Annotated in this window: 17 protein-coding genes and 1 tRNA gene; 5 read left to right on the top strand and 13 right to left on the bottom strand. The window is 70.6% G+C overall.

Annotated elements, in window-relative coordinates; genetic code table 11:
- Nucleotides 1–99: 99 nt before the first annotated feature.
- Entirely contained in the window at nucleotides 100–1,788 is a 1,689-nt protein-coding gene (locus tag ASE43_RS16585) for a YadA-like family protein (RefSeq protein ID WP_057161259.1), read from the top strand.
- Nucleotides 1,789–2,052: 264 nt separating this feature from the next.
- A complete protein-coding gene (locus ASE43_RS16580) occupies nucleotides 2,053–2,514 on the top strand; it encodes a hypothetical protein (protein WP_056173564.1) in 462 nt (153 codons plus the stop codon).
- Nucleotides 2,515–2,645: 131 nt separating this feature from the next.
- Here the strand turns inward: ASE43_RS16580 and ASE43_RS16575 are convergent, their stop codons facing one another.
- The 9 genes from ASE43_RS16575 to ASE43_RS16535 form a co-directional block, all read right to left on the bottom strand.
- The gene (locus tag ASE43_RS16575; protein WP_082607340.1) at nucleotides 2,646–3,254 is read right to left on the bottom strand and encodes a hypothetical protein; all 609 of its coding nucleotides are present in this window, start codon (nucleotides 3,252–3,254) and stop codon (nucleotides 2,646–2,648) included.
- A gap of 15 nt (nucleotides 3,255–3,269) precedes the next feature.
- Nucleotides 3,270–4,673: a pectin acetylesterase-family hydrolase gene (locus tag ASE43_RS16570; RefSeq protein WP_056173568.1), complete on the bottom strand. Its 1,404-nt coding sequence runs from the start codon at nucleotides 4,671–4,673 to the stop codon at nucleotides 3,270–3,272.
- Nucleotides 4,674–4,956: 283 nt separating this feature from the next.
- Nucleotides 4,957–5,844 carry a DMT family transporter gene (locus tag ASE43_RS16565; RefSeq protein ID WP_057161506.1) on the bottom strand — a complete coding sequence of 296 codons (888 nt, stop codon included), beginning with the start codon at nucleotides 5,842–5,844 and terminating at the stop codon, nucleotides 4,957–4,959.
- A 20-nt stretch (nucleotides 5,845–5,864) separates the two neighbouring features.
- Entirely contained in the window at nucleotides 5,865–6,911 is a 1,047-nt protein-coding gene (gene murB / locus ASE43_RS16560; RefSeq protein ID WP_057161258.1) for a UDP-N-acetylmuramate dehydrogenase, read from the bottom strand.
- On the bottom strand, nucleotides 6,908–7,963 hold the full coding sequence (locus ASE43_RS16555; protein ID WP_056173573.1) for a quinone-dependent dihydroorotate dehydrogenase: 1,056 nt from the start codon (nucleotides 7,961–7,963) through the stop codon (nucleotides 6,908–6,910). The genes murB and ASE43_RS16555 overlap by 4 nt, the downstream gene beginning before the upstream one ends.
- A gap of 107 nt (nucleotides 7,964–8,070) precedes the next feature.
- Complete coding sequence (locus tag ASE43_RS16550; RefSeq protein ID WP_057161257.1) at nucleotides 8,071–8,400, bottom strand: hypothetical protein; 330 nt, start codon at nucleotides 8,398–8,400, stop codon at nucleotides 8,071–8,073.
- A 51-nt stretch (nucleotides 8,401–8,451) separates the two neighbouring features.
- Complete coding sequence (locus ASE43_RS16545; RefSeq protein ID WP_057161256.1) at nucleotides 8,452–9,192, bottom strand: metallophosphoesterase family protein; 741 nt, start codon at nucleotides 9,190–9,192, stop codon at nucleotides 8,452–8,454.
- Nucleotides 9,193–9,250: 58 nt separating this feature from the next.
- Nucleotides 9,251–10,783: an aldehyde dehydrogenase family protein gene (locus ASE43_RS16540; RefSeq protein ID WP_056173582.1), complete on the bottom strand. Its 1,533-nt coding sequence runs from the start codon at nucleotides 10,781–10,783 to the stop codon at nucleotides 9,251–9,253.
- Nucleotides 10,784–10,863: 80 nt separating this feature from the next.
- A tRNA-Arg gene (locus ASE43_RS16535) sits at nucleotides 10,864–10,940 on the bottom strand.
- A gap of 290 nt (nucleotides 10,941–11,230) precedes the next feature.
- Between ASE43_RS16535 and ASE43_RS16530 the strand changes: the two genes are divergently transcribed.
- Both ASE43_RS16530 and ASE43_RS16525 read left to right on the top strand, forming a co-directional pair.
- The gene (locus ASE43_RS16530) at nucleotides 11,231–11,704 is read left to right on the top strand and encodes a hypothetical protein (protein WP_235568777.1); all 474 of its coding nucleotides are present in this window, start codon (nucleotides 11,231–11,233) and stop codon (nucleotides 11,702–11,704) included.
- Between the two features lie 675 nt (nucleotides 11,705–12,379).
- Nucleotides 12,380–16,513, top strand: a complete 4,134-nt coding sequence (locus tag ASE43_RS16525; RefSeq protein ID WP_157500019.1) for an autotransporter domain-containing protein — start codon at nucleotides 12,380–12,382, stop codon at nucleotides 16,511–16,513.
- Between the two features lie 114 nt (nucleotides 16,514–16,627).
- Here ASE43_RS16525 and ASE43_RS16520 read toward each other — a convergent pair whose 3' ends face one another.
- From ASE43_RS16520 to ASE43_RS16505, 4 genes are all read right to left on the bottom strand, one after another.
- Entirely contained in the window at nucleotides 16,628–18,466 is a 1,839-nt protein-coding gene (locus tag ASE43_RS16520) for an ABC transporter ATP-binding protein/permease (RefSeq protein WP_056173590.1), read from the bottom strand.
- Between the two features lie 83 nt (nucleotides 18,467–18,549).
- On the bottom strand, nucleotides 18,550–20,079 hold the full coding sequence (locus ASE43_RS16515) for a S8 family serine peptidase (RefSeq protein WP_057161254.1): 1,530 nt from the start codon (nucleotides 20,077–20,079) through the stop codon (nucleotides 18,550–18,552).
- 114 nt (nucleotides 20,080–20,193) lie between these two features.
- Nucleotides 20,194–20,616 (bottom strand): winged helix-turn-helix domain-containing protein, encoded by a 423-nt coding sequence (locus tag ASE43_RS16510; protein ID WP_056173598.1) that lies wholly within the window; start codon nucleotides 20,614–20,616, stop codon nucleotides 20,194–20,196.
- Complete coding sequence (locus ASE43_RS16505) at nucleotides 20,613–21,911, bottom strand: FAD-dependent monooxygenase (protein ID WP_162250601.1); 1,299 nt, start codon at nucleotides 21,909–21,911, stop codon at nucleotides 20,613–20,615. The genes ASE43_RS16510 and ASE43_RS16505 overlap by 4 nt, the downstream gene beginning before the upstream one ends.
- Nucleotides 21,912–22,051: 140 nt before the next feature.
- On the opposite strand from ASE43_RS16505, the gene ASE43_RS16500 reads away from it, so the two are divergent.
- Nucleotides 22,052–22,801 (top strand): response regulator, encoded by a 750-nt coding sequence (locus tag ASE43_RS16500; protein WP_056173603.1) that lies wholly within the window; start codon nucleotides 22,052–22,054, stop codon nucleotides 22,799–22,801.
- Nucleotides 22,802–22,805: the final 4 nt, after the last annotated feature.

The following is a 22,805-nucleotide window of genomic DNA, read 5'->3' as shown; positions in this document are numbered from 1 at the left end:
CTAACTTCGCCGGGCCCGGCAACGGGCCCGGCGATTTCTCAGATACCGGTACGGGCCGCGTTGCACGGCCCATCCAATCGATTCCTTAGGGGGAACGCAATGAAGCAGATGCACTCCACGCTCCTGTCGTCCGCGCTGTTGCTCGCGCTGGCCCTGCCCGCCACCGCGATGGCGGGCGAACCCTGCCTGCTCGACGACGGCCTGGGCGGCACCACCACCGGCGGCGCGACCGCGGCCGGCGGCGGCGCCACCGCCTGCGGCAGCGGCGCGACCGCCAGCGGCGACGGCAGCACCGCGGTAGGCGCGGCCAGCACCGCCAGCGGCACCGGCAGCACCGCGGTGGGCGCCGACAGCAACGCCGGCGGCGATCAGAGCACCGCGGTGGGCCAGGGCGCGCAGGCCGGTGGTTTTGGCGCCACCGCCTCCGGCAGCGGCAGCAACGCTAGCGGCGAATTCGCCACCGCCACCGGCACCGCCAGCGAAGCCACCGGCCAGTTCAGCAGCGCCAGCGGCGCCGGCGCACGTGCGACCAACGACAACGCCACCGCCACCGGCGCCTTCAGCGAAGCCAGCGGCCTGGGCAGCACCGCACACGGCTACAACGCCATCGCCAGCGGCGAGCTCAGCAGCGCCAGCGGCAGCGGTTCGGTCGCCTCGGGGGACGCCAGCACGGCCAACGGTGCGGGTTCCACCGCCAGCGGCAAGGGCAGCACCGCGACCGGCGCGCACAGCGTCGCCAGCGCCGACGGCGCCACCGCCAACGGCGGCTGGGTCGACAAGGACGGCGACGGCGTGGTCGATCCGGACGAAGTGACCACCGCCAGCGGCCTGGAATCCAGCGCCTACGGCGGCGGCGCGCAGGCCACCGCGGACCAGTCCAGCGCCTTCGGCGGCCGCAGCGTCGCCAGCGGCATCGGCAGCAGCGCGTTCGGTTACGGCGCGCAGGCGACCGTGCAGAACGCGACCGCGATCGGTCAGGGCAGCAACGCCAGCGCCACCAACAGCGTCGCCCTGGGCGCGGGCTCCAACGCCAACCGCGCCAACACGGTGTCGGTGGGCGATACCGGCAACGAACGCCAGATCACCAACGTCGCCGCCGGCACCCAGGGCACCGACGCGGTCAATCTGACTCAGTTGCAGGACGGCAACGCCGCCACCTTGAACGCGGCCAACACCTACACCGACACCGTCGCGGCCAACACCTTGAACGCCGCCAACACCTATACCGACACGGTGGCGGCCACCACGCTCAATAGCGCCAATACCTACACCGACACGGTCGCGGCGGGCACTTTGGCCAGCGCCAACAACTACACCGACTCGCGCGTGACCAGCAACAACGCGGTGGTGCTGAACCAGGCCAACGCACACGCCGACGCAGGCGACGCGGCCACGCTCAACGCCGCCAACACGCACGCCGACGCCGGCGACGTGGCTACGCTGCGCACCGCCAACACCTACACCGACACCCGCTTCGCCCAGGCGATCGCGGCGCCGATGGTGGCGATCGACGACCTGCGCAGCGACATGCAGTGGGGCTTCGACCGCACCGATCGTCGCATCGATCGCGCCGGCGCGATGACCGCGGCGATGGTGCAGATGGCGACCTCCGCCGCGGGCATCCACACCAAGAACCGCGTCGCGGTCGGTGCGGGCTTCCAGAACGGCGAGCAGGCTCTGTCGATCGGTTATCAGCGCGCGATCAGCGAACGCGCCACGGTGACCTTCGGCGGCGCTTTCAGCAGCTCGGAGAGCTCGGCGGGCGTGGGTGTGGGTTTCGGTTGGTAAGGCTTCCCTGGGAATGTGCGACACATTGACGGCGCCTCCGGGCGCCGTTTTTTTGGGCGAAGCGGGTCGTCGCGCAGCGGCGTGTCGAGCTGGTCTTGCTGTCGCACGGTATACGACGCGGCCGCAGGCGCGCCCAGGCGAGGGCCGGCTTGGGGCGCGTGTTGCACCGCGACTTGACGACGCAGCACCCGCGCCACAGTGTTTGCGCGCCGGCGAAGGACTTGGCCGGGATTTGGCGCGACGCGCCAATACAGGGGAAAGGACATGGCAGACAACAGCAATGCGCGCGCCTGGTTCGGTGCGCCGATCGTGATCATCCTGCTTTCGCTCTACGTCTACATCTTCTTCCGCTACGGAGTGACGGCGAACTGCGAAACCGACGAGCCTAACTGCGGTTTCACCCCGGCCATGTCGCAAGCCTTCTCCTGGATCGCAGGACTGGTATCGGCCTTGGTGATCGCGCAGCTCGCCATCGCCGAGCCGGGCGACGTGCCCTCCTTGCTGGGCGTGCGTTCGCAAACGCCAGGCAGTTGGCAGTCCATCATGCAGTCGTCGATTTCTATCGTCTGCATGCTGGTATGGACCTCGGTGGGCCTGTACGCCTTCATCCTGGGGCTGGACCGCAATCCGACCCTGCCTAAGGAACTGGTGGCGTACGGCCAGTCCTGGATCGGCCTGGCGATCTCGGCCGGTTACGCCTATCTGGGGATATCCAAGGTCAAGTGAGCCTGTCTCGCAGGATGCGCTGATAGCCGCATCGCTGCGTGCTGGGCTGCTCGCGTCGGGCGATGCGGTGCGCCTTCGGCTTACCGCATCCTACGAGTGTCGTCGCGTGTGGAGCATCGCGCGCCGCGACGCTATCGATACGCGCGTTCGCGTTCGGTCTGCAGGCGCTGGCGCAGGTACTCGTCGCGGGTCAGGCCGCCCGGGATCTTGATCAGCGCCGCCACTTCGGCCACCACCTGGGCCTCGCGCTGCTTGTAGGACTGGAAGCGCTGGTCCTGGCGTTGCTGCGCCAGCCACTGCGCGTTGCGCTGGTCGGCGATGGCGCGGTAGCGCGTCGCCATGGCTTCGACCTGACGCATCTGTTCGGCCTGGTCGGGCACGGTGGCCTGGATCAGGGCCACGCGCAGCAGCATGGTTTCGCCGGCCGACAGTTCGCCGGCGCGCTCGTAGGCGTCGACGTCTTGTTCCAGCGCCTGGGCCTGGCGCGTGCGTTCGGCCGCGCTCAGTGCCGCGGCGTCGCGGAAGTAGCGCTGCGCCTGGTCGCGGAAGTGTTGCCGATCGCGATAGGCGCGCGCTTGCGGCGTGGCCAGCAGCGCGGCTTGCCTGGCGTCGGTCGGGCTGGCCTGCGCGCCCGCGACGGCGGCGACGCTCGCGCGAGCCTCGCGCGAGCGCGCCACCAGCACCGCCGCGGCCAGGGCCGCGACGGCGAGGGCGATCAACAACAGCTTGGTGCGGCTCATACGCGCGGCCGCGCCTTAGCCCAGTAGCTGGTCGACCAGCCAGTACAGCAGGTTGAACGGCTTGGCGCGGTCGGCCTGGTCGTTGGCTTCGCTGGCGTCGACGACCTTGCCGTTGCCGTCGAGCACGCTGTCGATGAACTGCTTCAGCTGTAGGTTCTGCGCCTGCACGTCGCCGTTCTTGAAATCGACGATGGTGGTGCAATGGCTTTCGTTGAGCGCGCGGTACTGCGGGAAATAGCCGCCGAAGTTGTCCAAGGTGTTGAGGCGCGCGGACAGGCGCTGGGTGTCGGTGCCCCACTTGGCGTGGATCAGCGCTTCCTTGGCGGCCTGGTTCGGCGCGGCCTGGATATCGGCGTGGAAACGCTCGTAGGAATACGAGGAGTAGTTGAGGTCCTGCCAGAAATGGGTGGCGCCCAGGCGATCGCCGCCGTGCTTGTTGGCGAGCGCGGGATACAGCGATCCCAGTTCGTTGAGATCCAACTGCGGCAGGCCGCTGGCGAGGTAGGCGAGCGGGCCGTTGGGCGCGTCCAGGCCCCAGGCGCCGCGGATGTGCGCCATCAGCGGTTGCGAGGGATATTGCGCCGGGTCGCCGTTGCGCGGGGTCGGGAAGATCGGGCCGGAATCGTCGATCAGGAAGCTGCGCGTGGGCGCCAGGTCGCGACGCAGCGGGTCGTAGTTGATCAGGCTGCCGGCGCCGCCGGCGCTGCAGCCGGTGCTGAGCATCTGGCCCGGGCGCGGCAGGTTGTCCTTCAGCCAGGCCACCACCGCGCGCGAGTTGCGCAGGCCGTTGTGGTGCCACACCAGCGGCGGGGCCTGATTGCTGGGATCGTTGTAGACCGCGACCTTGTCGCCGCCGTAGATGTCGCCCGTGCAATAGGGCACGTAGACCATGTTCCAGTTCTGGGTCTTGACCGCATCGAAGGGGCTGACGCGGGTCACGAACGGGCTCACCAGGCTGGCGCCCGGATTGAGCAGGCTCATGTAGTCGTCGGGAATGCCGTTGGGATTACGCGCGCCGCGGATGCCGCTCTGGCCCGAGCAACTGGCGTAGTCCCAGCACGCGCCGCCGCCTTCCATGTAGATGATGGTGTTGGTGGTGTTGGGCACGCGGTTGACGAAGATCTTGTACGGCGAGCCGTCGCCGCAGACCGCGCCGGTCTCGGCCGGCAGTTGCACGGTCTGCCATTGGTAGTAGGCGCCGGGGCTGAAGCCGTCGGCCTTGGCCGCATCCTTGCTCAGCAGCGGGTACTGGCCCTGGCGCTGGGCCGGCTGCACCGGGTTGTTGGCGCGCGGCGGCGAGACCAGGTTGCCCAGGGTCTGGAAGAAACCGTAGTCGCCTTCTTCGGCCAACAGCGGCGGGCTGGCCAGCGCGATCGCGCCTCCCAGCAGGACGACGGCGACGGAACGGGTATTGGCCATGGCCTAGCTCTCCTTTGCGTGCGATGTGTGCGGGCGGTGCCCGCGCGACGCGACGTGTTCTCGGTCCCCCCGGTCCGATGCCGTCGCGGCAGCCCCCTGTCCATACTGCTGCGTCTGGATATCGCCGCAGGCGCGGCACCGTCAATGCGTATCGCGCGCACACGGCCGATTGGCCGCAAACGCAGCCCTGCGTGTCCGTTTATGCCCGGAATCCGGTCACGGAACCGGGGCGCGGGCGGCTGCGGTTCTTGCGCCGCAGCATGACGCTGCGGCGATGCGGGGCCTATTCGCCCGGTGCCGCCGCTTCGCTGGCGGCGTTGGAGGCCGCACGCCGCGCCAGCACCGCCTCGCGGTGGGCGATGTAGGCGTTGGAGGCCAGGATGATACTGGCGCCGATCACGGTCCAGCGGTCGATGGATTCGCCGAACCACAGCCAGCCGGCCACCGCGACCAGCGGCAGCTGCATGAAGCTGATCGGGGTCAGCGCCGAGACTTCGCCGAGTTTGAGTGCGTGCGTCCACAGCACCTGACCGCCGGTGCCGAGCACGCCGGCGGCGACCACCCACACCCACATCACGCCCTGCGGCCATTCCCACACGAACAACGCGGGCAGCAGCGACATCGGCACCCAGAACAGATAGGTGTACAGCACGATCGTGTTGGCCGAATCGACCCGCGACAGCTGCTTGATCTGGATCGCGACCACGCCGCTGAGCACCGCCGCGAGCAGGGCGATCAGGGTGCCGGCGGTGAAGTCGGTCGAACCTGGGCGCACGATCACCAGCACGCCGACGAAGCCCAGCGCGACCGCGGCCCAGCGCCGCGCGCGCACCTGTTCGCCCAGGAACAGCACCGCGGCGATGGTCACGAACAACGGGGTGGAATACGACAGCGAAATCGCCTGCGCCAGCGGCAGGTGGCCGATCGCCCAGAACCCGGCCAGCATCGAGCAGATGCCGATCGCGCAACGCACGAAGTAGCGTGGTAGCTGCTGGGTGCGCAGGGCGGCGCGGTTGGCGCCGGCCAGCAGTGGCAGCACCGCGAGCAGGCCGAAGAAGTTGCGGAAGAACGCGATCTCGAAGGTGTGCAGCTCGGCCGAGGCGATCCGGATCACGATCGCCATCGCGCCGAAGCACAGCGTGCTGGCCAGCATGTAGGCCGCCGCGCGCATCGGTTGCGACAGCGGGGCGCTCACCAGCGTGCGCCGATCAGGCGCGGCTCGGGTTCGATCGCGACGCCGAAGCGGGCCTGCACCGAGTCGGCGATGCGGCGCGCCAGATCCAGCAGCTGCGCGCCGTTGGCCTGGCCGTGGTTGACCAGCACCAGCGCGTGCGAGGCGGCCACGCCGGCGTCGCCGTCGCGGTAGCCCTTCCAGCCGCAGGCGTCGATCAGCCAGCCTGCCGACAGCTTGCGGCTGTCCTCGTCGGCGCCGCGGAACACCGGCAGCGCGGCGTGTTCGGCCAGCAGCGCCTCGGCCTGCGCGCGCGGCACGATCGGATTCTTGAAGAAGCTGCCGGCATTGCCGAGCACGGCCGGGTCGGGCAGCTTGCGGCGCCGGATCGCGATCACCGCCTCGGCGACCGTGCGCGGCGTTGGTGCGTCCACGCCCATCGCCGCCAGTTCCTCGCCCAGGCCGGCGTAGTCCAGCTTGAGCGCGGGCGTGCGCGGCAGCGCGAACTCGACGGCGGTCACCAGGTAGCGATCGGGCGCTTGCTTGAACAGGCTGTCGCGATAGGCGAAGCGGCAGGCGGCGGCGTCGAAGCGGTGCAGGGTGGCGGTGGCCGGTTCATAGGCCTCGACCGCGTGCACGAAGTCGCGCACCTCCACGCCGTAGGCGCCGATGTTCTGGATCGGTGCGGCGCCGACTGTGCCCGGGATCAGGGCCAGGTTCTCGAGGCCGGCGTAGCCGGCTTCCAGCGTGCGCATCACGAAGCCGTGCCAGGGCACGCCGGCGTCGGCGCGCAGGATCGCGCCGTCGCCATCGGGCCGCTCGCCCAGCACCTGCACGCGCTCGCCGGTCAGGGCCAGCACCGGGCCGGCGGGATCGCCGGCGAACAACAGATTGCTGCCGCCGCCCAGGATCAGGGCGATGCCGCCCTGCAGTTCGGGCAGGCGCAGGACCTCGTCCAGGCGCGCGGCGTCGGCGACTTCGGCCAGCACCGGCGCGGTCGCGGCCACGCCGAAGGTGTTGCGTCGGGTCAGCGCGGCCTCGCGCAGGAGGCGGACGGCGTCGCTCATGCCGGCGGGACGTTGCCGCGGCTCGGGGCTTCCTTGCGGCGACGCATCGCTTCCACGCATTCGTTGACCAGCGCCGGCCCGCGATAGACCAGGCCGGTGTAGCACTGCACCAGGGCCGCGCCCGCGGCCATCTTGGTTACCGCGTCGGCGCCGGACAGGATGCCGCCCACGCCGATCATCGGGATCGATTCGGGCAGGCGCGTGCGCAGCATGCGCAGCACGGTGGTCGACTGGCCCATCAGCGGGCGCCCGGACAGGCCACCCACCTCGGTCGCGCGCGGCGAGCCTTCGACGGCGATGCGCGAGACGGTGGTGTTGGTGGCGATCACGCCGTCGACCTGCAATTCGCTGAGCACGCGCGCGGCGGCCTCGATGTCGTGATCGGACAGGTCGGGCGCGATCTTGACCAACATCGGCACGCGCTTGCCGTGCAGGCCGGCATATTTCTCCTGCGCCTCGCGCAGGGTGCCGATCAGGCGGCGCAGGGATTGCTCTTCCTGCAGCTCGCGCAGGCCGGCGGTGTTGGGCGAGGAGATGTTGACCGTGATGTAGTCGGCCAGCGGATACACCCGCTCCAGACACAGCAGGTAATCGTCCTCGGCCGACTCGTTCGGGGTGTCCTTGTTCTTGCCGATGTTGATGCCGAGCAGGCCGTGGCGGCGCTGGGCGCGCTCGACGTTGCGGACCAGGGCATCGACGCCCTCGTTGTTGAAGCCCAGCCGGTTGATCACCGCCTCGTGCTCGGGCAGGCGGAACATGCGCGGCTTGGGATTGCCTTCCTGCGGCCGCGGCGTGACCGTGCCGACCTCGACGAAGCCGAAACCCAGCGCGAGCAGGGCGTCGATATGCGCGCCGTTCTTGTCCAGGCCGGCGGCCAGGCCGACCGGATTGGGGAAGGTCAGGCCGAAGGCCTTGGTCGGAAACGGCTTGGGCCGTGTGGTCAGCAGCGGGTTGAGGCCGGTGCGATAAGCCGTTTCCAGCGCCGTGAGGCCAAGGCCATGCGCTCGTTCGGCATCCAGTCCGAAGAGAAAGGGGCGGGCGAGGCTGTACACGGGATCGCAGGCGTCCGCTGTAGAACGAATACGCATTATCGCCTATGCGGCGCTCATCAGGCGAGCGCGGATCGTCCGCGGGGGCGCCGGACGCGTCCCGCCGCGGCCTATCCCACTACGCCGCAGCACAGGAAAAACACCACGAAACCCAGCGCCGGCAACAGGGTCAGGAGCACCGGATAGCCCCGCCACAGGGCGGCCGCGGTCAGGCCGCTGCCGCCGGCCGGCTCCTCGCGGCGACGGATCGCCGCGCGCGCCTTGTGCCCGCAGATCACCGCCAGCAGGGCGACGAACTGCGCGGGCAGCACGCGACCCAGGTGTTCGTGGAGCTGGGCGGTGGCGAGCCAGGTCCAGACCGCCAGGGCCCAGGCCAGGGCAGCCAGGGCCTGGCCGATCAGCGGCCAGGCGCCGACGTCTTCGAGTTCGGGACGGTTCACGGCGCGGTCCCGGTACCGACCCACGACAGCGGCCGCGTTGCGACAGCTCGCTCAGCCGGCGACCCGGCCGCTGCGCAGGGCGCGCGCCCAATCCGCGCGTCCGTTGCGCAGGGCCAGCGCGGCCGCGGCTTCGTGGTCGTAATCCACCGCGATGAGCTCCGCCTGCCAACGCCCGCTGGCGTCGTCGACGATGGCGTAGCGGGCGCGCGGGTCGCCGACCTCCATGTCGTGCGGGCTGGGGTGTTCGCTGTGATAGGCCTGCAAACCGACGCTGCCGGGATTCAAAAGCAGGCGGCCGTCGTCGAGACGGGTGGCGCGCGGGATGTGGGTGTGGCCGCACAGGATCAGCGCGTGCTGGATGTCGCCCGCGCGCTGCCGCGCCTCGTCCTGGTTCGCCGCGCGCGGACCGCCGTCGTCCAGATGTTCGAGGAAGTATTCGAGATCGTCGCGCGGCGTGCCATGGCAGAGGTAGACGGACTCGCTCAGGGCCAGCGTCGCCGGCAGCGAGGCGATCCAGGCCAGTTGGTCCTCGCGCAAGACGTCGTGCGCGTACGCGTCGGACTCGCCCATGCGCGCGCGCGGCGTGTCCAGCAGCTGGCGTTCGTGGTTGCCGCGGATGGTGGGCAGCTCCAGGCCGATCAGCAGATCGGCGGTGGCCACCGGTTGCAGCGGGCCGGACAGGATGTCGCCGAGATTGACGGTGAGGTCGCAGGCGCGCGCGCGGATGTCGGACAGGACCGCGCTGAGCGCATCCAGATTGCCGTGGATATCGGAGACGACGGCGATACGCATCGCGTGCTCCCGCAGCGGGCCCGCCTGGGCAGGCCCGCCTGGTCTTGCGGTTGCGACCTCAGAGGTCGAACTTGATGCCCTGCGCCAGCGGCAACGCGTCGGAGTAGTTGATGGTGTTGGTCTGGCGGCGCATGTAGGCGCGCCACGCATCCGAACCCGACTCGCGACCGCCGCCGGTTTCCTTCTCGCCGCCGAACGCGCCGCCGATCTCGGCGCCGGAGGTGCCGATGTTGACGTTGGCGATGCCGCAATCCGAACCGGCCGCCGACAGGAAGGCCTCGGCCGCCTTGAGGTTGGCGGTGAAGATCGACGAGGACAGGCCCTGCGGCACGTCGTTCTGCAGCGCGATGGCTTCATCGAGCGTCTTGAACTTCATCACGTACAGGATCGGCGCGAAGGTCTCGGTCTGCACGACTTCGGCGTCGTTGGTCAGGCCGGTGACGATGGTCGGCAGCACGAAGTTGCCGGGGCGCTCGATCGCCGCGCCGCCGGTGGCGACGGTGCCGCCGCTGGCCTTGGCCTTCTCGACCGCATCCAGATACGCCTGCACGGCATCGCGGCTGTTGAGCGGGCCCATCAGGTTGGTCGGGTCGGTCGGGTCGCCGATCTTCTTCTCGACCTGCTTGAACGCCGCGACCAGCTTGGCCAGCACGTCGTCGTGGATGGACTCGTGCACGAACAAACGGCGCGTGGTGGTGCAGCGCTGGCCGGCGGTGCCGACCGCGCCGAACGCGATCGCCGGGATCGCCAGCTTCAGGTCGGCGCTGGCGTCGACGATGATGGCGTTATTGCCGCCCAGTTCCAGCAGCGAACGGCCCATGCGGCGCGCGACGCGCTCGCCGACGTGGCGGCCGACCTTGGTCGAACCGGTGAAGCTGATCAGGCCGATGCGCTTGTCGTCGACGAAGTTCGACGCCAGCTCGGTGCCGGCGTCGTTGAACAGGAAGAAGATGTCCGGGAAGCCGCCGGCGCGCAGCGCTTCGTTGCAGATCTTCATCGAGGCCACCGCCGACAGCGGGGTCTTGGGCGAGGGCTTCCAGATCGTGATGTCGCCGCAGATCGCCGCGATGAACGAATTCCAGGCCCACACCGCGACCGGGAAGTTGAAAGCCGAGATCACGCCGACGATGCCCAGCGGATGCCACTGCTCGTACATGCGGTGACCGGGACGCTCGGAGTGCATGGTCAGGCCGTACAACTGGCGCGACAGACCGACGGCGAAGTCGCCGATGTCGATCATTTCCTGCACTTCGCCGTCGCCTTCCGGCTTGGACTTGCCCATCTCCAGCGCGACCAGCGAACCCAGCGCGTCCTTGTGCTTGCGCAGCGCGTCGGCGCACAGGCGGATGGCTTCGCCGCGGCGCGGGGCCGGAGTGGTCCGCCACACCGCGAACGCGGCCTGGGCGCGCTCGACGATGGTGTCGTAGTCGCTCTGCGAGGACGCCTGCACACGCGCCAGCACTTCGCCGTCGGTGGGGTTGATCGATTCCAGCACGCCCGCGTCGCGCGTCGCGGCCCATTCGCCGTGGCCGAGATAGGTGCCGGACTCCAGGTCTTTCAGGCCTAGGGCGGTCAAAACTGCGTGCGTCATCGAAAAAACTCCGGAGTCAAAAGCATTGAAAAATCCGCACATGGATGTGCGGGATTGCGTACATGGATGTGCGATCCATTTGGCGACCCCGACACGATTCGAACGTGTGACCTTCCCCTTAGGAGGGGGATGCTCTATCCAGCTGAGCTACGGGGCCGTGCAATGAAATCAATCGCTTGCGTGGCTTGGCGCCCCGTGTGGCAGACCGGGTGAGGCGACTAAAGCCGGCGAATCAATCCACCAATTGTACTCGGCCCAGCGCGAGCGCCGCCATGTTCGCCGCGCCGCATTGGCGGGGCGGCGCCTCACCGAACGCTCACATTCGCCTCGAACCGCCCGATTACTCTGGCCATGACCGTTGCGCCGTACGCGGCGTCGAACGAGGTTCCGCCTGCGCTACGGTCGCGTCATCGCGGTATTTCCGACATGGATAAAGGAGCTTCACGCATGCGTATCGATCCCAACTGCAATCGATGGATGTTCCAGGGCGGCGTCGCGGCCGCTCTGGCCCTGGCCGCCACGGGCGCTTGCGCCCAGTCCGACGCCCAGGTCTACGAAGCGGCGATCGCCGAAGCCGCGCGGCTGTGCCCGGGGCATTCCAAGGAACGCACCACGCCCGGCGTGCGCGCGGTTCCAGTGGGCGCGTTGCGGGTGCTGGCCCAGCGCAGCTACATCCTGTGCCCGGATCGCCGCCTGGACGCCGCCACTCCCGCGGTCTGGTACGGCGCGGCCGGCGTGTTCGCCTGGAACCCCGACGCCAAGGGCGCGGCCAAGCTGATCGCGGCCAAGGTCGATGCGATGACGCGCAAGGAGGAGTTCCCAGCGCAAACCCTGGTCTGGAAGGCCGACGGCAGCCCGGTCACCGGCGCGACCGTGCCCCTGTTCGAGCGCCGTCCGCTGCCGGCGGGCGCGTCCTACTGATGCCGACCGGGGCCGCCGCTGCGGCCCGACAGGCGTCGATCGGCCCCTGGCCGATCCGATGACGCCGCGGCGCGCACGCCTGCGCGCGCCGCCCCGGGGCCCGTCCGGCCCCGATCCTGCCCGCTGAGCGCCTCGTCGTCGGCTCCGTCCCTGGGGGGGGGCGTGGCCGCTCATCCCTGTGACTACCGTTGATGACCTTAATTGTGCCGTTAAGCGGGAGTCAGGACACACGGGTGATCGAGGTCGTCCGGGGGGAATCAGGGAGGTGTAGCACCGACGCCGCGCCCACGGCAGCGCAGCGTGGCTAGCGTGGACGCGCTGAATTCCAGGGGTTTGGCGTGTTCGCGTCGGTTGGGGAGCGGGCGTTGCGACGCCCGGCGTCGCCGCGGCGACGCCCCCGCGCCGAGGGGGCGGCCCTGCCGCCCGACCGGCCCGGTCCAGCCGGCTACCCGATCCCGGGGATTGCCCCCTAAGCGACGACATGCAATCTTTGCGCGGGGAAATTGTGCGCACTGTCACACACTAAAGTGTGCCGTGAGTACACACATTTTGCGGACGCGTCGATGCGATCCGTACTAGGGGGCGGTAATGAATCGTTGTGCAGGCAAGGCGTTAAACGCCGGTGTGCCGGTGTCCGCTTGCGCTGATCCGCTGACGCGGATGGCGCGCAAATCCATGGCGTTCTTGGGGGCGGTGCTGCTGACGGGCCTGGCCCTGATCGGCCCGGCGCAGGCGCAAAGCTGTGCGGTCGGGGAGACCCCGGCGGCGTTCGGCTTCACCGGCGGCGAGCAAACCCTCGCGGTGCCGGCCGGCGTGCATTCGCTGACCGTCTACCTCAGTGGCGCCCAGGGCGGCGCCGGTCGCAGCGGCGCCGGCAGCATCGGCGGAAGCCCGAATTCTCCGGGCGGCACCGGCGGTCTGGGCGGACGCGTGCGCGGCACCCTGGCGGTCACGCCGGGCGCGATCTTGTCGATCTGGGTCGGCGGGCAGGCCTCGCAGGCGGTCAATCCCGGCGGCCTCGGCCAAGGCGTGGACGGCATCGGCGGCGGCGCCACCGATCTGCGCGTGGGCGGCAACGGCGTCGGCAACCGCGTCGGCATCGCCGGCGGCGGTGGTGGCGGCGGCAATGCGGGCTGGAGCACGTCCAACGTGATCGCCGGCGGCGCCGGCGGCGTGGGCGGCGGCGGTGTCGGCGGCGCGGGCGCGGACGTGCCCGGCGGTCCCGGCCCCTACGGCGGCGGCGGCGGTTCGGTCGGCACCGGCGGTGCGGCCGGTGGCGGTTGCGGCGGCTTCCCGGCGACCGCGGGCGACGCGGCCAACGGCAACGGCGGCGACTCCTTCAATTTCTCCGGTTCCTTCATCGGCGCCGGCTACGGCGGCGGCGGTGGCGGCGGCGCCACGATCGGTGCGGGCGGCGGCGGTGCCGGCGTCGGCACCACCGGCTGCCAGCAGAACTGGAACGGCGGCGGCGGCGGCGGCGCGGGCGGCAGCTCGGGCGCGACCGGCCTGACCGCGGTCACCATCAACAACGGCGTGCAGGCCGGCAACGGCGCGGCGCTGATCTGTTTCGCGCCGACCCAGTTCGCGGTCGGCGGCCCGGCCAGCGGCCAGACCGGCGCGGTCACCCTGCAGCTCAGCGCGACCAATCCGGTCAGCACGCAGCAGGTCGTGGTGGCGCAGGCCGCCAACAGCTATGTCTTCCCGACCCGTTTGCCGAGCGGCGCGAACTGGACCATCAGCGTACTTTCGCCACCGGCCGGGCAGTTGTGCAGCGTTACCCCGAGCAGCGGCAACGCGATCGCCGCCGACGTGACCAGCGCAGCGTTGGTCTGCACCACGGTCACCACGACGGTCGCGCCGGCGACCTTGCCCAATCCGGTCTACAACGTCGCGTACTCGCAAACCATCACCGCCAGCAGCGCCAACGGCGGCACCGCGCCGTACACGTTCTCGTTGAGCGCCGGGGCCTTGCCCACGGGGCTGAGCCTGAGCGCGGCGGGCGCGTTGTCCGGTACGCCCACCGCTACCGGCACCTACAACTTCACGGTCCAGGCCACGTCCAGCAACGGTTTCAGCGGCACCCGCGCGTACAGCCTGACGGTGGCCACGGTCGCGCAGGCGATCACCGCGTTCGTCGCCAACCCCGCCGCGCCGACGTATACGCCGGGCGGCACCTTCACGGTTTCGGCCAGCGGCGGCGCGTCCGGCAATCCGGTGGTATTCGCCAGCACCACGCCGGCGGTGTGTACCTTGGCCGGCAGCACGGTGACGATGCAGAGCGCGGGCAGCTGCGCGCTGACCGCCAACCAGGCCGGCAACGCCAACTACAGCGCGGCGCCGCAGGCTACTTTGAACGTCAACATCGCGGCCGCGACGCAGACGATCACCGGCTTCGCCGCCAACCCGGCATCGCCGGTGTACGCCTCCGGCGGCACCTTCACGCTCTCGGCCAGCGGCGGCGCGTCCGGCAATCCGGTCGTGTTCGCCAGTACCACGCCGGCGGTGTGCACCGTCGCGGGCAGCACGGTGACGATGCAGAGCGCGGGCAACTGCGCGCTGACCGCCAACCAGGCCGGCAACGTCAACTACAGCGCCGCGCCGCAAGTGGCTTTGAACGTGAACATCTCGGCTGCGACGCAGACGATCACCGGCTTCGCCGCCAACCCGGCCGCGCCGACGTATGCGCCGGGCGGCACGTTCACGGTCTCCGCCAGCGGCGGCGCCTCGACCAGCCCGGTGGTGTTCGCCAGCACCACGCCGGCGGTGTGCACGGTCAGCGGCAGCACGGTCAGCATGCTCGGCGGCGGTACCTGCTCGCTCACCGCCAATCAGGCCGGCGACGCCAACTACAGCGCCGCGCCGCAGGTCGGTTTGAACGTGACGATCGCCGCGGCGACCCAGGCCATCACCGGTTTCGCCGCCAATCCGGCCGCGCCGGTGTACGCGCCCAACGGCACGTTCGCGCTCTCCGCCAACGGCGGCGGCTCGGGCAACCCGGTGGTGTTCGCCAGCACCACGCCGGCGGTCTGCACCGTCGCCGGCGGCACCGCGACCATGGTGTCCGCGGGCACCTGTTCGCTCACCGCCGACCAGGCCGGCAACGCCAGCTATAGCGCGGCGCCGCAGGTCAGCTTGAACGTGACGATCGCGGCGGCCCCGCAGACGATCAGCAACTTCACCGCCAACCCGGCCGCGCCGACCTACGCGCCCAACGGCACTTTCTCGGTCTCCGCCAGTGGCGGCGCCTCGGGCAATCCGGTGGTGTTCGCCAGCACCACGCCGGCGGTATGCAGCGTCGCCGGCAGCGTGGTGACCATGTTGGCCGCGGGCAACTGCGTGCTGACCGCCAATCAGGCCGGCAATACGAGCTACACCGCCGCCGCGCAGGTCACGCGCACCGTCACCATCGGCGCCGCGACGCCGGTGCTGAGCTGGATCGGCAACGTGGTCAAGACCGTGGGCGAGCCCGCGTTCGATCTGCCCAATCCGACCAGCAGCAACCCCAGCGGCGCCTTCACCTTCACCAGCAGCAACACCGCGGTGGCGACGGTGAGCGGACGCCGGGTCACCATCGTCGGTCCCGGCACGGCCACTCTGGTTGCGACCCAGGCGGCGACGGCGAACTACCTGCAGGCCTCGGTCAGCACCGGTCTGTCGGTCACCGCGCGTCCCGACCCGACCCGCGATCCGGGCGTGGTCGGTCTGCTGCAGGCCCAGGTCGATACCAGCGTGCGCTTCGCGATGGCGCAGCAGTCCAACATCCGCGATCGCCTGCGTCAGCTGCGCCACGGCAGCGGCAACCGTTCCAGCAACGGCTTGAGCTTGAACGTGGCCAGCGGCCGCAACAACAGCCTGACCTTGCCGGCCGCGCAGCTGGTGTCCGACGATGCGCTGCGCCTGCCGCCGGGTTGGGGCGTGTGGACCGCGGGTACCGTGACCGCCGGCGACCGCGAGGGCCGCAGCGGCAGCGAGGGTTACAACTTCCGCAGCGACGGCATCACGGTCGGCGCCGACTGGCGCATCAACGAGCAGTTCCTGTTCGGCGTGGCTGGCGGTTTCGCCTGGAACGACACCGACCTGACCCGTTCGAGCTCGCGCCTGGATGCCGATCAGCGCTCGCTGTCGGTGTACGGCCTGTGGCGCCACGGCGAGCACCTGTTCGTCGACGGCACCCTGGGCTGGGGCCGCCTGGGCTTCGACATCAAGCGCTGGAGCGATCCGGCCGCCGCGATGGGCACCGCCGAACGCGACGGCAGCCAGTCCTTCGGCGCCTTGACCGTGGGCTACGAGCGCACCGGCGATCGCATGACCCTGACCAGCTACGGTCGCTTCGACGCCAGCCGCACGCGTCTGGATGCGTACCGCGAGTTCGGCCTGGGCATCTACGACCTGGCCTACAGCTCGCAGACCGTGAAGAACAACGGTCTGGCCGTGGGGCTGGAAGGCAGCTACCTGGTGCAGGGCGCGAAGGGTCTGTTCCGGCCCTACTGGATGCTTGAGTACCGCGACGCGATCAGCAACAACAGCAACGTCGATCTGAATTACGTGGTGATGCCGGTCGCGAACGACTACACGCTCGGCCTGCGCAGCTACGGCAACAACGCGCTGATGTACGGCGGCGGCGTGGACCTGGATATCGCCAGCGGCTGGAAGCTGTCGGTGCTGCTGCGTCGCGAGCACGCCTCGGGCCAGGACCCCAGCACCAGCTTCGGCCTGCTGCTGTCGTTCAACCCGCGCGCGCAACCGATGTCGGCGATGGCGCCGGATCTGAGCGACGAAGCCCAGGCCACCGCCAAGACCGGCGACTGAGGCCGGCCACGGCCGGCGCCGCAGGGCGCCGGTCGCGGGCGGATCGCCAGCGCTGTATGCAACGGGCCCGCTGGCGGATGCGCCATGCGGGCCCGTCGTTTTATCGGCTCTCGATCACACGACCGCGGCCGGCTCGCCGGCTTCCGGCCCGGCTTCCGCCTCGCGCTGCTGCAGCATCCACATCTGCGCGTACACGCCGCCGCGGCGCAGCAGTTCGCCGTGTTCGCCGCGCTCGACGATGCGGCCGGCGTCCATGACCAGGATCTGGTCGGCGTCCATCACCGTCGACAACCGGTGCGCGATCACCAGGGTGGTGCGGCCGACGCTGATCCGGTCCAGTTCGGCCTGGATCGCGCGCTCGGATTTGGAGTCCAGGGCCGAGGTGGCTTCGTCGAAGATCAGGATCGAGGGGTTCTTGAGCAGGGCGCGCGCGATCGCCACGCGCTGCTTCTCGCCGCCGGACAGCTTCAGGCCGCGTTCGCCGACCGGGGTGTCGTAGCCGTCGGGCAAGGCGGCGATGAAGTCGTGGATGTGCGCCGCGCGCGCGGCCGCCTCGACTTCCGCGCGCTCGGCTTCGGGGCGGCCGTAGCGGATGTTGTAGTAGATGCTGTCGTTGAACAGCACCGTGTCCTGCGGCACGATCGCGATCGCGCCGCGCAGCGAGGACTGGGTCAGTTCGCGCAGGTCGTGGCCGTCGATGCTGATGCGGCCGCTGTCGACGTCGTAGAAGCGGTACAGCAGGCGCGCCAGGGTCGACTTGCCCGAGCCCGAGTGCCCGACCACCGCCACCGTGCCGCCGGAGGCGATCTCGAAATCGATGCCGCGCAGGATCTCGCGGCGCGGGTCGTAGCCGAAATGCACCTGCTCGAAGCGCACGCGCGGCCGGCTCGGCGCCAGCGCCACCGCGCCGGGCGCATCGCGCACGTCGTGGCGCTCGTCCAGCAAGCCGAACAATCGCTCCATGTTGGTCAGCGACTGCTTCACTTCGCGGTACATCATGCCCAGCATGTTCAGCGGCGCCGACAGCTGCAGCAGGTAGGCGTTGACCAGCACCAGATCGCCCACCGTGAGTTCGCCCGCGACCACGCCGCTCGCGGCCAGCCACATCATCGCGGTCACGCCGATGGCGACGATCGCGCTCTGACCCAGGTTGAGGATCGCCAGGGTCTTGGTCGACTTGACCCGCGCGTTCTCCAGCGAGCGCAGGTTGTCGTCGTAGCGCGCGGCTTCGTGGGCCTCGTTGTTGAAGTACTTGACGGTCTCGTAGTTGAGCAGCGAATCCACCGCGCGTTCGTTGGCGCGGGTGTCGGCCTCGACCGCGGCGCGGTAGTAGCGCGTGCGCCATTCGGTGACCGCGAAGGTCCAGGCGCCGTAGGCGACCAAAGTGACCAGGGTCACGCAGGCGAAGCGCCAGTCGTAAGTCCATACCAGCACCGCGGTGACCAGGCTGACTTCCAGGATCACCGGCACGATCGAGTACAGGGTCCAGTCGAGCAGGTCGGTGATCGCGGTGCCGCCGCGTTCGACGTCGCGGGCGACGCCGCCGGTGCGGCGGCCGAGGTGGAACTTCAGGCTCAGCCCATGCAGATGCCGGAACACGCGCAGGGTGACTTCGCGCGAGGTCCGCGCCATCACCCGCGCGAACACGATCTGGCGCAGCTCGCCGAACAGGGTGGTGCCGACGCGCGCCGCGCCGTAGGCGACCAGCAGGCCGACCGGCAGCACCAGCAGGCTGGGGGCGACGTTCAAACCATCGACGATGCGCTTGAGCACCATCGGTACGGCCAGGTTCAACAGCTTGGCGGCCAGCACCATGCCCAGCGCGATCAGAATGCGGCCCAGATACGGGCGCAGGTAGGGCAGCAGTTCGGCGACGACCGAGTAGTCGCCGCGCGAGCCGGCGGCGCGTGCGACCGGCACGACCTCCGTGTCGACGGGGGCAGGGGTGTTCATGCAGAAACCGGTGGGGGAATGGCGTGGAGGATAGGACCTCAAGGCCGCTTGAGGTCAAGTCGCGACAGGTGCCGACGCGGCGTTCAGCGCAGGCGCAGGGCCCCGCGTACCCGCGATTCGCGCGCCTCGCGCACGGGGGCGACGCGCGGCGCGGGCGGCAGTGGCGCCGATGTCGGCGTGGGCTTGGGCGCGCCGCTCAGGCCGGCCGGCGGATCGGCCGGCGGGATCAGCGGCTGCGAGCCGTTCATCGGCAGCGGGCCGAACACCTCGGGATTGAGCAGGCCGAAGGCGTCGCGGCAATCCAGCAAGGGATAACTGCGCCCGCTGGCCGGGTCCTGGATGCGCGTGCGCGACAGGCTCATCGCGTCCATGCGCTGGGCCACCGTGCTGGCCGGCGCCGCCTGTTTCAGCGCGATCGCGCAGGCGCAGGCCTGCGGCGCCGCCTGCGAGGTGCCGCCGAAGGTGGAGCTGCCGCCGTTGATGCCGGCCGCGGTCACGAACGCGCTGGCGCCGAACAGATCGGTGCTGGCGCTGCGGTTGGCGAAGCAGGTCGGCTGCAAGGGCGCGGTCGAGGTTTCGCTGCAGCCCAGATAAGTGATCGCGCCGCCGTGGAAGTCCCAGGTCGCACCGGTGGACACCGCGTTGCGCACGCAAGCCGGCGCGGCCATCGCGTTGAGGCTGCCCTGATTGCCGCTGGACACCGTGACCACTGCGCCCTGGGCGTTGAGGTTACCGATCGCCACCGCCATCGCCTGGGTCCAGGCGGTGGCGCTGTCGCAGTCGCCGGCGAACTGCGCATCGGTGCCCAGGCTGAGGTTCACCGCGTCGACGTCGGGATGATTGGCCGCGACCCAGTCCAGCGCGGCGACGATGTCGGCGCTGCAGCAGAAGCGGTTGTTGCGATCCAGCACCTTGACCGCGACCAAGCTCACCTGCGGCAAGGCGCCGCGCGGCGCGACCGTACCGTTGCCGCCGATGATGCCGGCGACGTTGGTGCCGTGGCCGTGATCGTCCTCGGCCGCACCGGCACCGCTCTGGCTGGCGCCGCCGTTCGGGCAGCAACCGCCGCCGACACCGCAGAAGCAGGCCTGGCCGACGATGCGGCCGGCGAAATCGGGGTGGTCGCTGTCGATGCCGGTGTCGATCACCGCGACCTTCATGCCGGCGCCGGAATACCCGGCGCCCGCGACTTCGTGCAGGTTGTTGAGGACCAGGGCGTTGTCCGGGGCGAGCGCGCCGCCGGAGCCGCCGACGTCCAGGTCCACCCGCACCACGCGCGGATCGCGCGCCAGCGCGGCCAGGGTCGCGGCGTCGGCGCGCAGGGCGAAACCGGGCACGCGCTGGTAGCGGCGCAGCACGCGGCTCTGCGCGCGCCGCGGCAGCGCCGCCAGCACTGCGTCCACGTCCGGGCGTACCTGCGGATGCAACCGCGCCGCCGAGGCGCCGCGTGCGGCGGGCGCGGCGGCGGAGGTTTTCAGCAGCACGAACACCGGCGCCTCGCCCTGGGCCTGCGCACGCGCCAGCGCGGCCGCGGCCACCTTGGGCGTCTGCGCCAGCGCCGGCCAGGCGATCAGGCACCACAACACGAGGACGCAACGCAGAGAGAAGGGCATGGCGGCTGTCCGATACCGGGCACGGCAGCGGTCAGCGTACTGCGTTCTCCGCGCAAGGCATGCGGCGGCGCAGCGCGCGCGCCTGGCCGGGCGCGCGGCCGTCGTTGCGGGCGGCTAGCGCTCGCCCACCGCCCGCAGCGGCGCCATCGGCCCGAGTTCGTCGGCCATCGCGCGCAGGGTTTCGATCGCCAGGCGCCGGCTCTCGTCGGCCACGCGCACGCGCCGGCGGCGACCGTCGCTGATCACCGCCAGCCAGCCCTGATGTTCCAGCTGCGCCACGTACTGCGAGGCCAGCGACACGCTGCAGCCGAGCAGGCTGGACAGGTCGCCGATGCTGAGCCCCGGCGCGCTGGCGGCGTAGAACAGGATCTGGCCGCGCTTGGGATTGCCGAAGGCGTCGGTCAGGGCCGAGGCCAGGGCCGCGGTGCGTTCAGTCGCGGCGGCGGCGTGGGCGGTGATGCCGCGGCCGCGCCCGCCGCTCGACGCAGAGGCGCTGTCGGGCAGGGCCTGCAGGGGCCAGGTGCCGGTCAGATTCATCGCGGCAGCCAGCGGCCGGCGAAGCTGCCCAGGCTGCGCGCCATCGACCGCCACGAGCGCGCCGGCCCGATCACGCTGGGCTGCGGCAGCAGCGCGGCGAGCACGCGCTGGGCGGCGCGGCCTTCGTCGACCGCGCGCGTCAGCAGGCCGCGTTCGTAGTCGGCCAGCGCGGCCGCGATCGAGTCGCGATGGCGCGGCGAGGTCAGCGCCTGCGCGAGTTCCCGTGCGTCCTGCAGCTCGCCGTTCTTGCGATCGTTCAGCAGCATCGGCGCCATGCGCGCGGACGCGCCCAACAAGGTCATCGCGCCGCGTTCGGCCCAGGCGCGGTCGGGCGCGCTGGTCAGCAGCGCGCGCGCGGCGAAGCGCGGTTCGGCGGCGTCGATCAGGCGCAGGAACTTGGGATCCCAATGCGCGAGTTGTTGCCGCAGCAGCCCGCGCGCCTGCGCCGAATCGTTCCAGTCCACGCCGCGCAGCGACCAGTCGCGCGGCACCCGCAGGGCGATGCGCAGGTCCATGCCGCGCTGGCTGTTGCGCTGCGCGATCAGGGCCGCGTCGGCGTCGCGCACCGCCAGCCGGTCCTGGTCCAGCCACAGGGCGATGCGCGGCACCCGCAGTTCCGGCAGCGGCACCTGGGCCTCGACCAGGGTCACGCCGGAATAGCGCAGGCCGCTGGGCGTCGCATACGGACGCAGCAGCGAGCAGGCGCCGTCGGCGCCGATCACCAGGTCGGCGCTGCCGCGCGCGCCGTTGGCGAAGTTCAGACGCTGGCTGCCGTCGGGCGCGCTGGTCAGGGAGGTGAAGCGCCGACCCCAGATCACGCTGCCGGGTTCCAGGCTGTTCAACAGCAGGTCGCGCAGCAGGCCGTACTCGATCCGCCATTGCGACAAGGCGCGCACGGGCAGGGCGCGGTCGCGCTGGCGCCGGCCCTGGGCGTCGACCAGGCGCGTGTAGGCGCGCTCGCGCTCGCAGCAGCGCTCGAACAACGGGCCCAGTTCGGCCGCGCGCAGGGCCTTGAGCGCCGGTTCTCGGTCGATCGCCAGGGTGCGTCGGTACCAGGCCGGGTCGCTGGCGCTGCGCGCCTCGTGGACCTCGACCTCGACGCCCTGGCGCTGCAGCAACCGGGCCAGGCACAGGCCGCCCAGGCTGGCCCCGACCACCGCCACCTTGCGCCCGCGCAGCGGGTGGCGGGCCTGGGCGGCGGCGCGCGGCGCCGCGTGGGACTGGCCAAGGGGCGCGGCATCGGCCGGGATGGCGCGGCGCGAAGCGGGGGAGAGCTGCAACGTCGAAGAAGACATGCGCGGCATTCGGACCGTGGGGGCGGCGACCCTTGAATCCTAGGCAGCGCGCCCGCCCGGGCGATTTCGGCTATCCATCGTTTTGTTTCACTGTGTTACAGAGCATGGGCCGCCCCCGGCCTTCGTTTAACCTGCGCCCCATGGGATCCGCCTACGCCAGCGCCGCACCTACCGTATTGGTCGTCGACGACGACGACACCATCCGTTCCATGCTCGCGCGCTTCCTCGGCGACCACGGCATGCGCGTGCTCGAGGCCGGCGACGGCGTCGGCATGGCCGAGCGCATGGCCGCCGAACCGGTCAGTGTGGTGCTGCTGGACGTGATGATGCCCGGCGACGACGGCTTCACTCTGTGCCGCAAGCTGCGCAGCAGCAGCCAGGTGCCGGTGATCCTGCTGACCGCGATGAACGGCGACACCGACCGCGTGGTCGGGCTGGAGCTGGGCGCGGACGACTACATCGCCAAGCCCTTCAATCCGCGCGAGCTGCTGGCGCGCATCCGCGCCCTGCTGCGCCGCGCCGATGCCGACTGGCGCGGCGCCGCGCGCGGCGGCTCCGAGTACGCCTTCATGGGCTGGAAGCTCAACGCCCGCCACCGCAGCCTGGTTTCGCCGCAGGGCGCGCTCACCGATCTGACCAGCGGCGAGTTCGACCTGCTGCTGGCGTTCCTGGAACACCCGCAACGCGTGCTCTCGCGCGATCAACTGATCGACCTGGTCAAGGGCCGCGTGCTCACGCCCTACGACCGCAGCATCGACGTCCAGATCAGTCGCCTGCGGCGCAAGATCGAGGACAGTCCGCAGCGCCCGAACCTGATCAAGACCGTGCGCAACGAGGGCTATATCTTCGCCGCCGACGTCAGCGTCGCCGGCGAGGCGCGCGCGCGGTGAGGCT

The sequence above is a fragment of the Lysobacter sp. Root983 genome, from assembly GCF_001429345.1.
Classification (GTDB): domain Bacteria; phylum Pseudomonadota; class Gammaproteobacteria; order Xanthomonadales; family Xanthomonadaceae; genus Lysobacter.
Note: the sequence above shows the minus strand (reverse complement) of the source record. Positions and strands in the feature narration are given on the sequence as shown.